This window comes from Vibrio fluminensis, assembly GCF_015278125.1.
In the GTDB taxonomy this organism is placed as follows: domain Bacteria; phylum Pseudomonadota; class Gammaproteobacteria; order Enterobacterales; family Vibrionaceae; genus Vibrio; species Vibrio fluminensis.
On sequence record NZ_JADILO010000012.1, the window covers coordinates 36,833 to 51,550 of the forward strand.

The window sequence follows — 14,718 nt, forward strand, 5'->3', positions numbered from 1 at the left end:
TGAGGTGGAGGGTCAAATGCTCTGTCCACTTTTTTTAGCAAGATAAAAAGCACGGTCGTTCGTTTTTATGATGGCAACGACGATGCAATTAAACCAATACTAATCTAAACAAGTGAGTCGTCTGTAAGAGTATACAAGTGCTTGTTTCGGTTGGTTTAAATACCTCAAGGATAGGTAACATGAGTGAGAAGATTTATTTTAATACCTCGAACAAGTTCAGTTTCAAACGTAGCTTGGTCAATATCTCAACCAGACTGCACCACCGTTTAGCGCCGAGGCATGCAGAGAACACCGCTCGTAAGCTTTTGTTGACGCCTGTGCGTACTCAGGCAAAAAATGCGTTACCACAAGGCATGGTTAAAGGCAAAGTTGAATCTAAAGAAGGGGTGTTAACCACTTATTCACTCGGCTCAGGTCCCGTTTGGGTTCTGACTCATGGCTGGTCGGGTACGGCGAGTCAGTATTTTCCTTTGATGGAGCATATTGCGAGCCGCGGCTTTACTGCTTTGGCTTATGATCATCCCGGCCATGGTGAAAGTGAAGGGGTTTATGGCCATATTCCTGCGTTTGTTGGTGGGTTGGAGGCCATCTTAGACAGCGTCGAGGATGTCGCAGGACTGGTCGGTCATAGTATGGGCACGGCGTCGGCTATTGAGTGTCATCATATTAAGCTGGTGGACAAACCGCTGCTACTTATCGCACCCGTGCTGGATTATGTTGATAATTTATTTAGTAGCGTCGCTCGCTCAGGTTATTCGATGCGTCTATTTAGCGCGGTGGTGGAAGAAGTTCAGCAAGCCTATCGCTACCCAATCCAATCGATAGATCCCTATGGCAAGTTGAAACTTCGTCAATCGCAAACCATTATTGTTCACGATGAAGCGGATAAATTCACCAAATTTTCTGTGTCGCAAAGAGCAGCGGATGAAATAGAAAATGTGACGTTGGTGGCAACACAAGGTCAGGGACATGGGCGCGTAATGAAGTGTCAGCAGGTATTGGATAGCTTTGATAAGTTAATAATTAAATCATAAGCTTAACATTTATAACCACAATGTTGATGCGGTTAACAAATTCGCAAAACAAAATATTTCCTTAGAGGGTTATGTGGGATCATTTGCTATGCCAATTGGCCCTCATAAGGAAAATAACAATGAATAGAAATGATAGTGTCCCTTTGCCCAACAATACACGGGAGTGGTTAATCAACCGTAATAGCTTAATCATCCTCGCAGATATTGCGCTGTTTTGTGTTCTTTACTTCACCTTGCCGTTTGAACCTCAGGTTGTACTGGGGCTCAGCATGCTGATTTTTGTCGCCATTCTCTGGTTAACAGAAGCATTGCATGTCACGGTAACCGCTATTTTAGTGCCGATAATGGCGGTGCTATTTGGTGTGTTCAATACTCAGACTGCCTTAAACAATTTTGCTAACTCAATCATCTTCCTCTTCTTAGGTGGTTTCGCTTTGGCCGCTGCTATGCACAGACAAGGCTTAGACAAAGTTATCGCCGATAAAGTATTGATTGTCGCGAAGGGTAAGATGAGTGTTGCCGTCTTTATGCTGTTCGGTGTCACTGCGCTGCTTTCAATGTGGATCAGTAATACCGCCACCACCGCTATGATGCTGCCTTTAGTACTTGGTGTGTTAAGTAAAGTAAACGAGGAGAGTGGTCATAAGACTTACGTTTTTGTATTACTTGGCATCGCGTACAGCGCGAGCTTAGGTGGTATTGCGACTATCGTGGGCAGTCCACCGAATGCAATTGCAGCGGCCGAAGTGGGTTTAACCTTTACTGATTGGATGGCGTTTGGTTTACCGACTGCGGCGATCTTACTGCCACTTTCAATCGTTATTCTTTACGCTGTGCTCAAGCCAGATTTACGTGGTGATTTTGAACTTAACCACGAACCAATACAGTGGGATAAAGGTAAAGTAGTGACACTGGCTATCTTTGCAACCACGGTATTTTTCTGGATTTTCAGTAAGCCTATTAATGCGATGCTAGGCGGCTATGCCAAGTTCGATACTATTGTGGCGTTAGGTGCGATTGTTGCGGTTAACTTTGCGCGCGTGGTGCACTGGAAAGATATTGAGAAAACCGCTGACTGGGGTGTATTGCTGCTGTTTGGTGGTGGTATCTGTTTAAGTAATGTGCTTAAAGCGACAGGCACCAGTGTGTTCTTAGCTAATGCATTGAGTGAGATGATCGCTCACCTTGGTATTTTCTTTATTATCGCTGTGATTGCTGTGTTTGTGGTATTCCTGACGGAGTTTGCCAGTAACACCGCCAGTGCCGCGTTACTGATCCCTGTTTTTGCCACGGTAGCCGAAGCGTTTGGTATGTCACCGGTGATCCTATCAGTACTGATTGCAGTAGCAGCATCATGTGCCTTTATGTTGCCAGTCGCGACCCCGCCGAACGCGATTGTGTTTGGTTCTGGGCACGTCAAACAGAGTGAGATGATGCGAGTAGGTTTGATTCTAAACGTTGCTTGTATTGTGGCTCTCACGTTTATCGCAATGACGTTCTGGGCATAAGCACAATAATAATAAATAATTAGCTCAACACGATTCTAACGCCTTGCTCTGAGAGTAAGGCGTTTTGTTTTGTTGGCTATAGCGAAATCAAAGAAGAGAGTGATTTGGTGTGTTAATTTAGCGCCCTGTTCACCTTTGGAACCATCATCAAAAGTCGCCATGAGTAACGATATTCAAGCCAAAATCGCCAGTTTTACCTCGATAGAAGAGGCGTTGGATTACTTTGACATTGGCTACGCGAGTAAATTTATCAATGAGAATCGTGTTGAGTTGGTAAAGCGCTTTAACGGCTATTTGATATTGGAAAAACCTCAAGACTGGTTCGCAGCGCGTCGTGCATTGAAAAATGCCTACTGTAAGGTTCAGCGTTCAAAACTGGATAAGCATACTCGTCAGGCGTGTCGAGGCTGTACGACTTGCCAAAGAAGGTAGCGCGTGGTTTTCAATAGTTGTTTAGGGAGCGGTGGATAAAGCGGCAACTGCCTTTGGTTTGACCGTTGCCACTTTGCATAATGTCTGTGCGAGAGATTACTTCTCTGCTGCAACCACAGAAATTTCTACCAGTAGCTCTTCACGTGCCATGCTTGCTTGAACACATGCACGAGCTGGGGCATGACCTGCTGGTACCCACGCATCCCATACTGCGTTCATCTCGGCGAAATGCTGCATATCTTTGATATAAACAGTCGCGGAAAGCATATGCTCACGAGAACTACCCGCTTGCTCAAGCAGCGTATCTACTTTGTCTAGCATAGTTTGTGTTTGCTCAGTAATGCCTTTAGTTGCGTCAGCACATACTTGACCACATAAGTAGATGGTTCCGTTGTGTTTAACGATGCGGCTCATACGTTGGTTAGTTTCTTGGCGTTCAATCATGATTTCTCTACTTCTTGTCAATGATTTGATAGATATCGAGCAAGGGTAATGAAATTGGTCAGGTTATTCGAGCAATGGAGTGTGAAGAGGTGATCCCAGTTTTGATTCTAAGATTCTGTTAGGTGTAGCGATTGACAGAAGTGCTTGGAAATGCGCAATCAGTTTTTAACGTAGGTATAAAAAAGCCTGCTATTGGTATGTACCCATAGCAGGCTGATCATTTTGCTGAGTGTTTTACTCTAACAATTGCTGATTATTACTCAGCTGACTTGCGAGAAGCCCAAACGTAAAGCAACTCAAGCGCGATTGTAGCGCCAGCAAGTGCCGTCATGTCTGCGTGATCGTACGCTGGAGACACTTCCACAACGTCCATACCTACCACATTCATGCCTGCGAAACCGCGTAGGATCTTTAGCACTTTATCTGAGTTCAAGCCACCACATACCGGAGTACCTGTACCCGGTGCAAATGCAGGGTCAAGACAGTCGATATCGAAAGTTACGTAAACAGGCTTATCACCAACGATACCGCGCACTTGCTCAACGATTTCATTAGCTGACATATCGTTTGCTTGCATTGCGTTGATAACGTTGAAGCCGTGATCTTGTTTTTCGTATTCAGTACGAATACCAATCTGCACGGAGTGTTTCGGTGAAATCAGACCTTCGTTCGGTGCATGGTAGAACATCGTACCGTGGTCGTATGCACTGCCGTTTGCATAAGTGTCAGTGTGCGCATCGAAATGAATCAATGCCATTTCACCGTGGTGTTTAGCGTATGCACGTAGGATAGGTAGGGTGATAAAGTGATCACCACCTAGAGCCATCAGCGTTTTGCCATTTTTAAGGATTTCACCAGCCGCTTTCTCTAGACGGTAAGTGAAGTCTTCTGCATCACCGCAGTCAAATACAAGATCGCCCGCATCAATCACTTTAGCGCGATCGAATACGTTGAAATCCCAAGGGAATTTTTTACCTTCCCATGCTAAGTTCACTGAAGCGCGACGGATAGCATCAGGGCCCATTCGAGCTCCTGGACGACCAGAAGTCGCCATATCCAGAGGCACACCCAGTACCACTACGTCAGCATCACTGCCGATAGGGTTACGTAGGTATGGTCGGCGCATAAAACTCATTGAGTTTGAGTAAAGTGAATAATCAGTTTTACTAAACAAATCATTCATTTAGAAATCCTCTAAGTAGGTGTAGCCACAGAGACCTTGTTCTAGTTCTTGTAGTACCTGTTGTTGTTCTTGTTGGTCAACACGCTGGTTGACGAGCTCGCGATAATGCTCTCGAATGTTGTCTACGTCAATGTGTACGTAACGCAACATGTCTTCTACTGAGTCGCCGACATCGATTCGCTCGATGATTGCTTCGCCTTCATCGCTTACTGTCACAACCGCACTGTGCGTATCACCAAACAGGTTATGCATATCACCAAGGATTTCTTGGTAAGCACCCACTAGGAAGAAACCCATTAGGTATGGTTTATCTGGATTCCAAGCTGGCACTGGTAATGTTGTCTCAATACCTTGGCCTTCAACGTATTGCTCAACAGCACCATCTGAGTCACAAGTGATGTCTAACATCACCGCACGACGGTCTTCAAGTTCATCTAAGCCTGACAGTGGTAACACAGGGAATACTTGGTCGATACCCCACGCATCTGGCAGTGATTGGAACAGTGAGAAGTTAACAAAGAACTTGTCCGCTAAACGTTCGTTTAGTTCGTCCAAAATTGGACGGTGGAAACGGTTCTTGGTGCTCATAGCACGACTTAACTCAAAGTAGATGCGCAGTGACATCTGCTCAGCCCAAGCTCGTTGATGTAGGTTCAATACACCTGTCGCAAACTGAGAGTGTACTTCTGCCAAGTCTGCTTGAGTATCGTTATAGATCTCAATCAGTGCGCGAGCGTCGCTGCCATCTTGCAGGTTATGCCAGTTACGCCACATGTTTTGCAGTAGCGTTGGTGCATCTTCTTCCAGCGTTTCAACTTGCTCTGGTTGGTACGCTTCTGTGCCAATTACGTTGGTGATCAGCACTGCGTGGTGTGCCGTCAGTGAGCGGCCTGACTCAGAAATGATCACTGGCATTGGCTGGCCGTATGCCTGACAAACGTCGCCAACAGTGCTAACGATATTGCGCGCATACTCAATTAGACCGTAGTTCATTGAGCTAGATGATTGGCTACGTGTACCATCGTAATCGACCGCAAGGCCGCCACCGATGTCGAAGAAGTCGATCTTCGCGCCCATTTCACGCAGTTCGCAGTAGAAACGTGCTGACTCATTAACACCGTTACGGATATCACGAATGTTAGCCATCTGCGAACCAAGGTGGAAATGCACAAGCTGCATAGCATCAAGCTGATCTTCTTTTTTCAGACGATCAATAACCGTCAGTACTTGAGAGGCTGACAAACCAAATTTTGATTTTTCGCCGCCACTTGCCTGCCATTTACCTGCGCCTTGAGAGGCAAGGCGAATACGAATACCTAAGCGTGGTTTCACGCCCAGACTCTTCGCTTCTGTTAGCACAAGATCAAGCTCAGATAGCTTCTCAAGTACGATGAAAACTTTATGACCCAGTTTTTCACCGATCAGTGCCAGACGAATGTATTCACGGTCTTTATAGCCGTTACATACGATCACTGAACTGGCTTTCTGCGCTAGACCTAACACAGCGAGTAGCTCAGGCTTACTGCCAGCTTCTAAGCCTAGTTGTTTCGTCTCTAGACTGGCTTGGCTAGCAAGGATCTCGTCGACTACTTCTTTTTGCTGGTTTACTTTAATTGGGTAAACCAACAGATAGTTGTTCGGGTATTGATACTCTTCAATCGCTTGGTTAAACGCATGACAAATACCATGTACGCGTTGATGCAGGATTTGCGGAAAGCGAACAAGTACAGGTAAGTTCAGCTGATGTTGTTCAAGCTGAGTAACAATATTGCTTAGTGGGATTTGGTGCGCTTTATCTTGAGTAGGAGATACGTACACTTCGCCTTGGTTATCGATACCGTAGAAACCTTGGCTCCAGTAATGCACGTTGTAATCCGCGCGCACGCGGTCTAATTTGGATGTTTTTTCCACATCTATTCTCACGAAAATAGAGAGAAGAAAATGAATCAGTTTTGGCTGATATCACACCTGACACGGCATTGCAGCTTTCTCGTGTCCGCGCGCATTAACGGACAAAAAGCAACCAGAGTAAAACAAATAAGATTTATCGTAATGATTAATATGCGTTGTTAATGATATAATTAAAAATAGATGAAAAGTTGTGCAATTAAATCAACAATTTCAATGATTGGTAGTGGTTTTTACCATGAGATAAGAAAGTCGCAATCGTTTCACTTGCGCGAAAATATTTTTGCGATTAAGAGTGGGAAAGGTAAAAAAACGCCCCTAAAGGTTAGAGGCGTTTTAGGCTATTAATCTTCTTCGACTAGGCTAGTATCGTCAGCGTAATCGTCACTTGCTTCTGGCTTGTTGCGACCATTCAAGGTATGGAAACGCTTACGACCGCGAGAAAGCTGAATGTATTTTAGCCAAACACGCTCAAGTTTAGATTTTGCTTTACCAGGGTTTTCGATAACTTTAACGAAGTGTTTCTCTTCAGCATTTTGCGGAGAAAGTTCGCCAGTTTCTAAACCAAGCATAGTATCGCCGTAGACAGTTAGGACTTCTTCTTCTGCAAGAGTAAAGTCACCAGATTTGGCAAAACCACGTGGGAATTTAGTGTTGTCGTAAAAACGCTTTTTGCCATGACGAAATTCAGTGTCAGACATTTCGATTAACCTCAAATGGTATGTATTGGACGAAAGACCAGTGCTATTGAGCTGCTAAATGTCATTTCGCCCTAATCAGCATTGGTATATGGCGAAAATTAGGCGTAAAGTTGGAAAAAGAAAAACAAATAATTTTTCTCATTATCATTAAATTTTATTGTTAAATCCGTGTAACACTTTGCGCATTCTTGCTTTATTTATTGAGGATTTACCTGTTAATCTTGCTGCGCTTTTTTCTGAGGTATAACAATGGACGTAAAAGTCTTTAGAACGTTTTTAGAGTTGGCAAAAGTACGTCATTTTGGACGTGCTGCTGAAAATCTTTACATAACCCAAGCTGCGGTAAGCGCACGTATCAAGCAACTCGAAAGTTACTTTGATACTCAATTGTTTATTCGCGATCGAAATAACATCAAACTCACCTCGGCAGGCGAGCGACTAGTGAGCTATGCGGAGGTGATGGTCACCACGCTGCAACAGGCCAAACTAGAGCTATCGTTAGAAAGCGGTAAGAAATTGCAACTGACCATGGGTGGTACACCTAATGTGTGGGATGCCTATTTGCAAAACTGTTTGAGCGCGACAACAGAAGCGTTTGATGGTTATGGTTTTATTGCTGAAGTGATGGGACGCGAAGCATTAATCCGTAGTTTACAAGAGCGCACACTCGATATGGCGTTCGCTTTTGACCAAATTAAAGCTGATGAACTGAACTGCAAGAAAGTGGCAGAAGTGGTTTTGATGTTAGTTTCAACTGAACGATGCTCTGGCGAAGATGTTTTCGCAGATAAATATGTTTATGTGGACTGGGGCACTAAATTTGTGTCTGAGCATGCCGACCGACATGCCAAGATCCCAGCGCCTTATTTAAGAACATCAACTGCTCGTATTGCGTTAGATTTCATTCTAGAGAAAGGCGGCAGCGCTTATTTACCAGCCTCTTTAGTTGAGCCTTTTATTGCGTCGGGGCAGCTACACAAAGTGGAAGGTGTAGAAGATTGGTGTCGTCCAATCTACTTAAGCTATCGCAAAGCGAGTAGCGCAGTTGAAGCCATTAAACAGGTTGAAGAGCTAGTTAAGGGTATCGACCCTGTCACGGCATACAGTATTAAGCAAGCGGCTGACTGCTAAATTGAAAAAAACCATCTCATTTGAGGTGGTTTTTTTATGCTTCGAGATTAACAAATAAAAAAAGCGGAATACAAGGGTATCGTATTCCGCCAAGACTAAGGACTTAGGATTTGAAATTGAAAGCGGTCTTTAGTCGAAATTAGATAATCTCTGCAAGCTGCTTTAATGCGTGCTCTCGGCTCGCTTGAGCTGACTCTTCGCCCATGTTTAATGCTTCTGCGTAAACATATTGCACATCAGTAATACCAATAAAGCCCAGCATAGTACTGACGTAGCTTTCGATTGAGTTACGTGGGCTGTCTTTATGCAGGCCACCGCGCGTAGTAACTACAACCACTTTTTTGTTGTCGATAAGACCAACAGGCCCTTGCTCTGTATAACTAAATGTCACACCCGCTCGAGCGATAAGATCGAACCAGTTTTTGAGTTGGGTTGGAACCATAAAGTTGTACATAGGTGCAGCAATTACTAGCTTGTCTGCGGCTTTAAGCTCATTAACTAGCTGATTTGAAAGGTCTAAAATTGCTTTAAGTTCTGGTGCTAGATCATCGCCATTGCCGCGCAGTGCCGTTGCAACGTTCGCGTCAAGCATCGGTACTGGGTTGGCTGCTAAATCACGTTCGATTAGGTTCGTTTTCCCTTCCAATGCGGCATCAATAAGCTGGTTAGATTGAGAGTATTCACCAAGAATGCTGGATTTTAAAATAAGTGTTGTCATCGGAGGCTCCAAATTTTTTGAACGTGTCGTTATCTGTTGAAACGAATATTAAGTGACGAGAAGGCCATTCATAATCCGTACAATTAGATTGAGGTGTTCAAAAATTTCGAATAAGTTACAGAATAAGGGCAAGGCCAGTAAATATTACTGATTGGATGCGGGGGCTTGAAGCTGAAAGAAAAAAGGCCCGCGTACCACGGCAGGCCAAAACAGGTAGTGCTTTATTGATAAAGCTTGTTATTTTCCGTTACTGTTTAACGCTACATTTTCTCAGTGAATGTGCGTGTAATAACGTCTTGTTGTTGTTCTTTGGTCAATGAGTTAAAACGAACCGCATAACCTGAAACACGAATAGTCAGTTGAGGATATTTCTCTGGGTGCTCAACGGCATCGAGTAACATCTCTCGGTTCAGTACATTGACATTAAGGTGTTGTCCGCCTTCGATCATCTCATCTTTGTTTCCAGCTTCGTGGTGGAAGTAACCATCCATTAATGCCGCTAGGTTTTGTTTTTGCATCTCAGCATCTTTGCCCAGTGCATTTGGCACGATAGAGAAGGTGTAAGAAATCCCATCTTTAGCGAACGCGAATGGCAGTTTTGATACCGATGTCAGTGATGCTACTGCACCGTTTTGATCGCGACCGTGCATAGGGTTAGCACCAGGACCAAACGGCATACCTGCACGACGACCATCTGGAGTGTTACCGGTTTTCTTACCATAAACCACATTTGAGGTGATGGTCAGAATAGATTGAGTCGGAATCGCTTCGCGGTACATAGACATCTTCTGAATCTTTTTCATGAAGCGCTCAACCAAATCGCAAGCAATGTCATCGACGCGATTGTCATTGTTACCAAATTTTGGATAGTCACCTTCAATCTCAAAATCGATAGCGATACCCTCTTCATCACGAATTGGTGTTACTTTGGCAAATTTGATTGCAGCAAGAGAGTCTGCGACAACGGATAACCCGGCAATACCACATGCCATGGTGCGACGTACATCGCGGTCCATCAGCGCCATTAGTGAAGCTTCGTAGCTATAACGGTCGTGTGAGTAGTGAATGATGTTAAGTGCAGTCACATACTGGGTTGCCAACCAATCTAGCATCGCATCGAAACGTGGCATAAGCGCGTCAAAATCGAGTACAGCATCTGAGATAGGTGCTTGTTTTGGTCCTACTTGCGCTTTAGATTTTTCGTCGATACCGCCATTGATGGTGTACAGCAGCGCTTTCGCCAAGTTTGCACGCGCACCAAAGAATTGCATGTCTTTACCGACAATTTGTGGGCTAACACAACAGGCGATCGCGTAATCATCGTTGTTGAAGTCCGGACGCATCAGATCATCGTTTTCATACTGAAGTGATGAGGTATCGATGGACACCTTTGCCGCGTATTTTTTGAAGCCGTCAGGTAACTGTTCCGACCAAAGTACCGTCATGTTTGGCTCAGGAGCCGGTCCCATGTTGTATAAGGTATGAAGGTAACGGAAGGTGGTTTTGGTAACGAGAGTACGACCATCCACACCCATACCCGCCATGGCTTCAGTTGCCCAAATTGGGTCGCCAGAGAAGAGTGAGTCGTAATCAGGTGTACGTAAGAAGCGCACCATACGCAATTTCATAATAAAGTGGTCGATCAGCTCTTGAGCTTGTGACTCGTTAAGGATGCCATTGGCAATATCACGCTCAATGTACACGTCGAGGAACGTCGAAGTGCGTCCTAGAGACATCGCTGCGCCGTTTTGTGATTTTACCGCAGCTAAGTAACCAAAGTAGGTAAACTGAATCGCTTCTTGTGCAGTGCGCGCCGGCGCTGACATATCGATACCGTATTTAAGACCCATGGTACGAATATCTTTTAGCGCTTGAATTTGATCGGCGAGTTCTTCACGCAGACGGAGTGTTTTTTCGAGATCTTGTCCTTGTTCAAGGAAGCTTTGAGTCGATTTTACTTGCTCTTGCTTGTCTGCAATTAAGAAGTTAATACCGTATAGAGCCAAACGGCGGTAGTCACCAATGATTCGACCACGACCATAAGCATCCGGTAGACCCGTGATAATACCGGATTTACGACATGCGAGGATATCTTTGGTATAAAGATCAAAACAGACTTTGTTGTGTGTTTTACGGTACTCAGTAAAGATTTTTTCTACGCTTGGATCTAATTCACGACCGTACACCTCACAAGAGGTTTTCACCATACGGATACCGCCATTAGCGATAATTGAGCGTTTAAGTGGCTTGTCTGTTTGTAAGCCAACGATGGTTTCTAACTCTTGGTTAATATAACCAGCGTCGTGAGAAATAATGGTAGAAGGTAGGTCAGTATCGAAATCTACTGGAGCGTGAGTACGGCTCTCTTCTTTAATACCCTCAAGCACACTGTTCCACAGTGTGGTGGTTGCTGGAGTCGCTTCAGCTAAGAATGACTCATCGCCTTCATACGGGGTGTAGTTCGTTTGGATAAAATCACGAGTGTTTACTTCGGTTTGCCATTGACCAGAAGTAAAGCCTTCCCATGCTTGTAGCATTTCAGTAGTCGGAATAGTCATGAGTAATACCTATTGATTTATGATGCTGTATACAATCCAAAGCTGTTTTGTGAATGCAGAAAGGCGTCCTGAGTTCATTTTTAGGTGAAGAATGTTCGCCTTACTCAAATAAAATTAATTACTTAGCTTTGAATAAAAATTAGTTGGGTTGATTTCATTTGGGTGCAATTAGGTTCGGATTTGCCCCCTCAACTCGATGACTGGATACTATGCCTGAAGGGTGTATGAGTAAAATGAATGTATTTCATTTTTTAAATGCATGAAACGCATTTTATGGTCGAGTAAGAATGAGATCACGTTAGAGTGTGAGTGTTCACTTCTGTGTAATACTTCATTTTTAAATGCTTGTGTATTGTTTTCGCTAGTAACCTTTTCTGTCTTTGTCGGATTGAGTTGGGTGAAAAGGACGAGGAAAAAGTGAGCGGAAAAATAAAAAAAGAGTTGGTTTGAAGGTCGCCCCTCTAACTAACTCAACAATATTCTGGTTGTGACCAGAAACGGATAGGTCTGATATTTAAGGTATAAAGTGAGGTCAGATAAACCACTGCGAACAGCTATAGGTTCATTAGACTCTCAATTGACTCTTCAAAAGGAAGGTTATAGGAATTAATCCCATAGCCATCAGTCGCGTCAATGTAGATATCAGTAATCTTTGACTGCCCGTGGTATTCAATCACGCCAAGAGACTGTTCCACTGTTTTGCAGATTAATGTTGAGTTATCGTTAAGCCTGATAGTGCAAGATTGTAAGTTCATAGCCAACTCCCTGTTAGTGCACTTTTGATTGGTTTCGCCAAGGGAATCCTTCCCTCCCAATAACTAAAATTAGTTAAGGTTTTATCAATAAGCAATTTGTTGTAGTGAAATTTTGCAAATTAACGCTTTAGTATTAAGTTCCGAAAATGGCGAGTGCGGCAGGAGAATCACTGTACACTCTAAAAGAGTTGAGAGTTGAGAGTTGAGAGTTGAGAGTTGAGAGTTGAGAGTTGAGAGTTGAGAGTTGAGAGTTGAGAGTTGAGAGTTGAGAGTTGAGAGGGATGATGGCGGACAATTTTGAGCAGTTTCAATTAGCACGGCAAACCCGTGATGCTCGCTTTGATGGGCGTTTCTTTGTTGCAGTAAAAACCACAAAAATCTTCTGTCGTCCGATTTGTCCGGCGAATTTACCCAAAGAAGAGAACGTTGAGTACTACACTAATGCCGCTCTCGCGCTACAGGCAGGTTATCGACCATGCTTGCGTTGTCGACCGGATAGTGCACCTAACTCATGGGCTTGGCAGGGGAGTAAAACCACCTACCAGCGAGCACTTGGTTTGATTGAACAAGGTGAATTGCAGCAAGGATCGTTACAAACATTAGCGGAACGGTTAGGCATATCCGATCGTTATCTGCGCCAACTGTTTGAACAGAATTTAGGTATGTCCCCTAAGCAATATGCTCTCTATCATCAGCTGTTATTCGCGAAACAGCTATTGCATTCAAGTAGTATGAGCATCACAGAGATTGGCTTTGCGAGTGGTTTTAATAGTACACGTCGCTTTAATGATGCATTCAAAAAAGCACTACGGCTTTCGCCGAGTGATTTAAAACGTGAAGTGGCGAATGGTAGCGCACGTAATAGTTTAGAACTGAGTTATCGCGGCGCTTATGATTGGCGTTATACCCTCAAATTTTATCGCCTACGAGCGGTTCAAGGGCTCGAAGAGATCGGTGAGAGCAGTTACCAACGTCATGTGCAAATCAACAATAAACCGGCTTGGTTTCACATCGATTTTGCAGCGAAAACTAATAAGGTGGTATTGCAATTTGAATTGGCGGATATCAGCCAGTTAAAGCATCTTGTCACCAATGTCAGACGCATGTTTGACCTCGATGTTGATGTTAATGTGATAGAGCAGCATCTAGAGCAACTTGAGCCTGGGCTAGTGATTCGTCATGGTATTCGTATGCCCGGGGTTTGGAGCACTTGGGAAGCGGGTGTTAGGGCTATTCTCGGTCAGCAAGTTTCAATCAAAGCGGCGATTGGTCAGTTGAACTTGTTGGTGTCGACTTTGCAGCCGCACGGTGCCACGCATTTTCCTACTCCCCAAGAGGTGAGCAGCGCTGATTTGGGTTTCTTACGCATGCCGCAAAGTCGCCGTGATACGCTCAAACGATTTGCTGAGTTAATCGCAGCAGAACCCGAAGCGGAGTTTGAAAAATGGCTGGCGCTTAAAGGAATTGGTCCTTGGACGGTAAACTATGCCGCGCTGCGTGGTTTATCTGAACCCGATCGATTCTTAGAAGGTGATTTGGTGGTTAAAAAAGCGCTTCAACAATTCACTCAACTTAACAGAGACAATGTTTCGCCATTTGGCAGTTATGCGACCTTTCATTTATGGAGTCATGCAGGATGAACCTCTTTACAGTGATAGATACCCCATTAGGTAAGATGACCCTTCAAGCCAACCAACATGGTTTACTCGGTGCTTGGTTTGAAACTCAAACCACACAACCGAACGAATTGGGGGTACGTGATGATGAGTTTGCCTTGCTGCGTGAAGCCAAAACTCAACTTGATGAGTATTTTGCTGGTATTCGCAATCAATTTGATCTGCCGCTCGCCGCTCAAGGGACCGCGTTTCAAACTCAGGTTTGGCAGGCTTTAACCACCATTCCTTTTGGTGAAACTTGGAGTTATCAACAACTGGCGGATGCCATTGATAATCCGAAAGCGGTACGCGCAGTGGGACTGGCGAATGGTAAAAATCCGATCTCGATTATTGTGCCATGCCATCGCGTAATAGGGAAAAGCGGCAAATTGACTGGCTATGCGGGTGGCGTTGAGCGTAAAGCGGCGTTACTTAAACTGGAAAATATTGAATTTGATGTTTAGTGTTGCTCTGGCTCGCGGTAGCGATCGGGATTAAAGAGTGGTTTGCTTGGCATAAAATAACTGCACGCTTCACGAGTGGCGAGAGTAGGTTGTTGCCAAGCCGCACAGAGATCTTTTTCGTTATCGCGCGCACGAGTAAATTGCCGACATTGTCCACATTTAAACATCATTGAGTCCCTTCAATTTTGATGCTTAGAGTGTATGGCGATTTACCAAGGGAAAAATTG

At 44.4% G+C, this 14,718-nt stretch carries 14 protein-coding genes; 6 read left to right on the forward strand and 8 right to left on the reverse strand.

All coding sequences use genetic code 11. The features are described from left to right. Positions 1 to 179: 179 nt before the first annotated feature. From IRQ95_RS10405 to IRQ95_RS10415, 3 genes are all read left to right on the forward strand, one after another. The gene (locus IRQ95_RS10405) at positions 180 to 1,034 is read left to right on the forward strand and encodes an alpha/beta fold hydrolase (RefSeq protein WP_194436866.1); all 855 of its coding nucleotides are present in this window, start codon (positions 180 to 182) and stop codon (positions 1,032 to 1,034) included. Positions 1,035 to 1,153: 119 nt separating this feature from the next. Next, on the forward strand, positions 1,154 to 2,542 hold the full coding sequence (locus IRQ95_RS10410) for an SLC13 family permease (protein ID WP_194436867.1): 1,389 nt from the start codon (positions 1,154 to 1,156) through the stop codon (positions 2,540 to 2,542). A 159-nt stretch (positions 2,543 to 2,701) separates the two neighbouring features. Then, positions 2,702 to 2,974 (forward strand): nitrogenase-stabilizing/protective protein NifW, encoded by a 273-nt coding sequence (locus IRQ95_RS10415; RefSeq protein WP_194436868.1) that lies wholly within the window; start codon positions 2,702 to 2,704, stop codon positions 2,972 to 2,974. 96 nt (positions 2,975 to 3,070) lie between these two features. Here the strand turns inward: IRQ95_RS10415 and IRQ95_RS10420 are convergent, their stop codons facing one another. The 4 genes from IRQ95_RS10420 to IRQ95_RS10435 all read right to left on the reverse strand — a co-directional run bounded on the left by IRQ95_RS10420 (position 3,071) and on the right by IRQ95_RS10435 (position 7,210). After that, positions 3,071 to 3,418 (reverse strand): RidA family protein, encoded by a 348-nt coding sequence (locus tag IRQ95_RS10420; protein WP_194436869.1) that lies wholly within the window; start codon positions 3,416 to 3,418, stop codon positions 3,071 to 3,073. Positions 3,419 to 3,674: 256 nt separating this feature from the next. Continuing rightward, the gene (gene speB / locus IRQ95_RS10425; protein WP_194436870.1) at positions 3,675 to 4,601 is read right to left on the reverse strand and encodes an agmatinase; all 927 of its coding nucleotides are present in this window, start codon (positions 4,599 to 4,601) and stop codon (positions 3,675 to 3,677) included. Continuing rightward, positions 4,602 to 6,512, reverse strand: a complete 1,911-nt coding sequence (gene speA, locus IRQ95_RS10430; RefSeq protein ID WP_348541602.1) for an arginine decarboxylase — start codon at positions 6,510 to 6,512, stop codon at positions 4,602 to 4,604. A gap of 341 nt (positions 6,513 to 6,853) precedes the next feature. Further along, on the reverse strand, positions 6,854 to 7,210 hold the full coding sequence (locus tag IRQ95_RS10435; protein ID WP_194436872.1) for a MaoP family protein: 357 nt from the start codon (positions 7,208 to 7,210) through the stop codon (positions 6,854 to 6,856). Between the two features lie 249 nt (positions 7,211 to 7,459). On the opposite strand from IRQ95_RS10435, the gene IRQ95_RS10440 reads away from it, so the two are divergent. Beyond that, positions 7,460 to 8,341, forward strand: a complete 882-nt coding sequence (locus IRQ95_RS10440; RefSeq protein ID WP_194436873.1) for a LysR family transcriptional regulator — start codon at positions 7,460 to 7,462, stop codon at positions 8,339 to 8,341. A gap of 139 nt (positions 8,342 to 8,480) precedes the next feature. On the opposite strand, the gene IRQ95_RS10445 is transcribed toward IRQ95_RS10440, so the two are convergent. From IRQ95_RS10445 to IRQ95_RS10455, 3 genes are all read right to left on the reverse strand, one after another. Beyond that, positions 8,481 to 9,059, reverse strand: a complete 579-nt coding sequence (locus IRQ95_RS10445; protein ID WP_194436874.1) for an FMN-dependent NADH-azoreductase — start codon at positions 9,057 to 9,059, stop codon at positions 8,481 to 8,483. A 260-nt stretch (positions 9,060 to 9,319) separates the two neighbouring features. Beyond that, positions 9,320 to 11,617, reverse strand: a complete 2,298-nt coding sequence (gene pflB / locus IRQ95_RS10450) for a formate C-acetyltransferase (RefSeq protein ID WP_194436875.1) — start codon at positions 11,615 to 11,617, stop codon at positions 9,320 to 9,322. Between the two features lie 554 nt (positions 11,618 to 12,171). After that, positions 12,172 to 12,372, reverse strand: a complete 201-nt coding sequence (locus tag IRQ95_RS10455) for a hypothetical protein (protein ID WP_075648224.1) — start codon at positions 12,370 to 12,372, stop codon at positions 12,172 to 12,174. Positions 12,373 to 12,656: 284 nt separating this feature from the next. Between IRQ95_RS10455 and IRQ95_RS10460 the strand changes: the two genes are divergently transcribed. Beyond that, entirely contained in the window at positions 12,657 to 14,012 is a 1,356-nt protein-coding gene (locus IRQ95_RS10460) for a DNA-3-methyladenine glycosylase 2 family protein (protein ID WP_228481369.1), read from the forward strand. Further along, entirely contained in the window at positions 14,009 to 14,491 is a 483-nt protein-coding gene (locus IRQ95_RS10465) for a methylated-DNA--[protein]-cysteine S-methyltransferase (protein WP_194436877.1), read from the forward strand. The genes IRQ95_RS10460 and IRQ95_RS10465 overlap by 4 nt, the downstream gene beginning before the upstream one ends. On the opposite strand, the gene IRQ95_RS10470 is transcribed toward IRQ95_RS10465, so the two are convergent. Continuing rightward, a complete protein-coding gene (locus tag IRQ95_RS10470) occupies positions 14,488 to 14,661 on the reverse strand; it encodes a hypothetical protein (RefSeq protein ID WP_194436932.1) in 174 nt (57 codons plus the stop codon). The genes IRQ95_RS10465 and IRQ95_RS10470 overlap by 4 nt on opposite strands. Positions 14,662 to 14,718 lie beyond the last annotated feature (57 nt).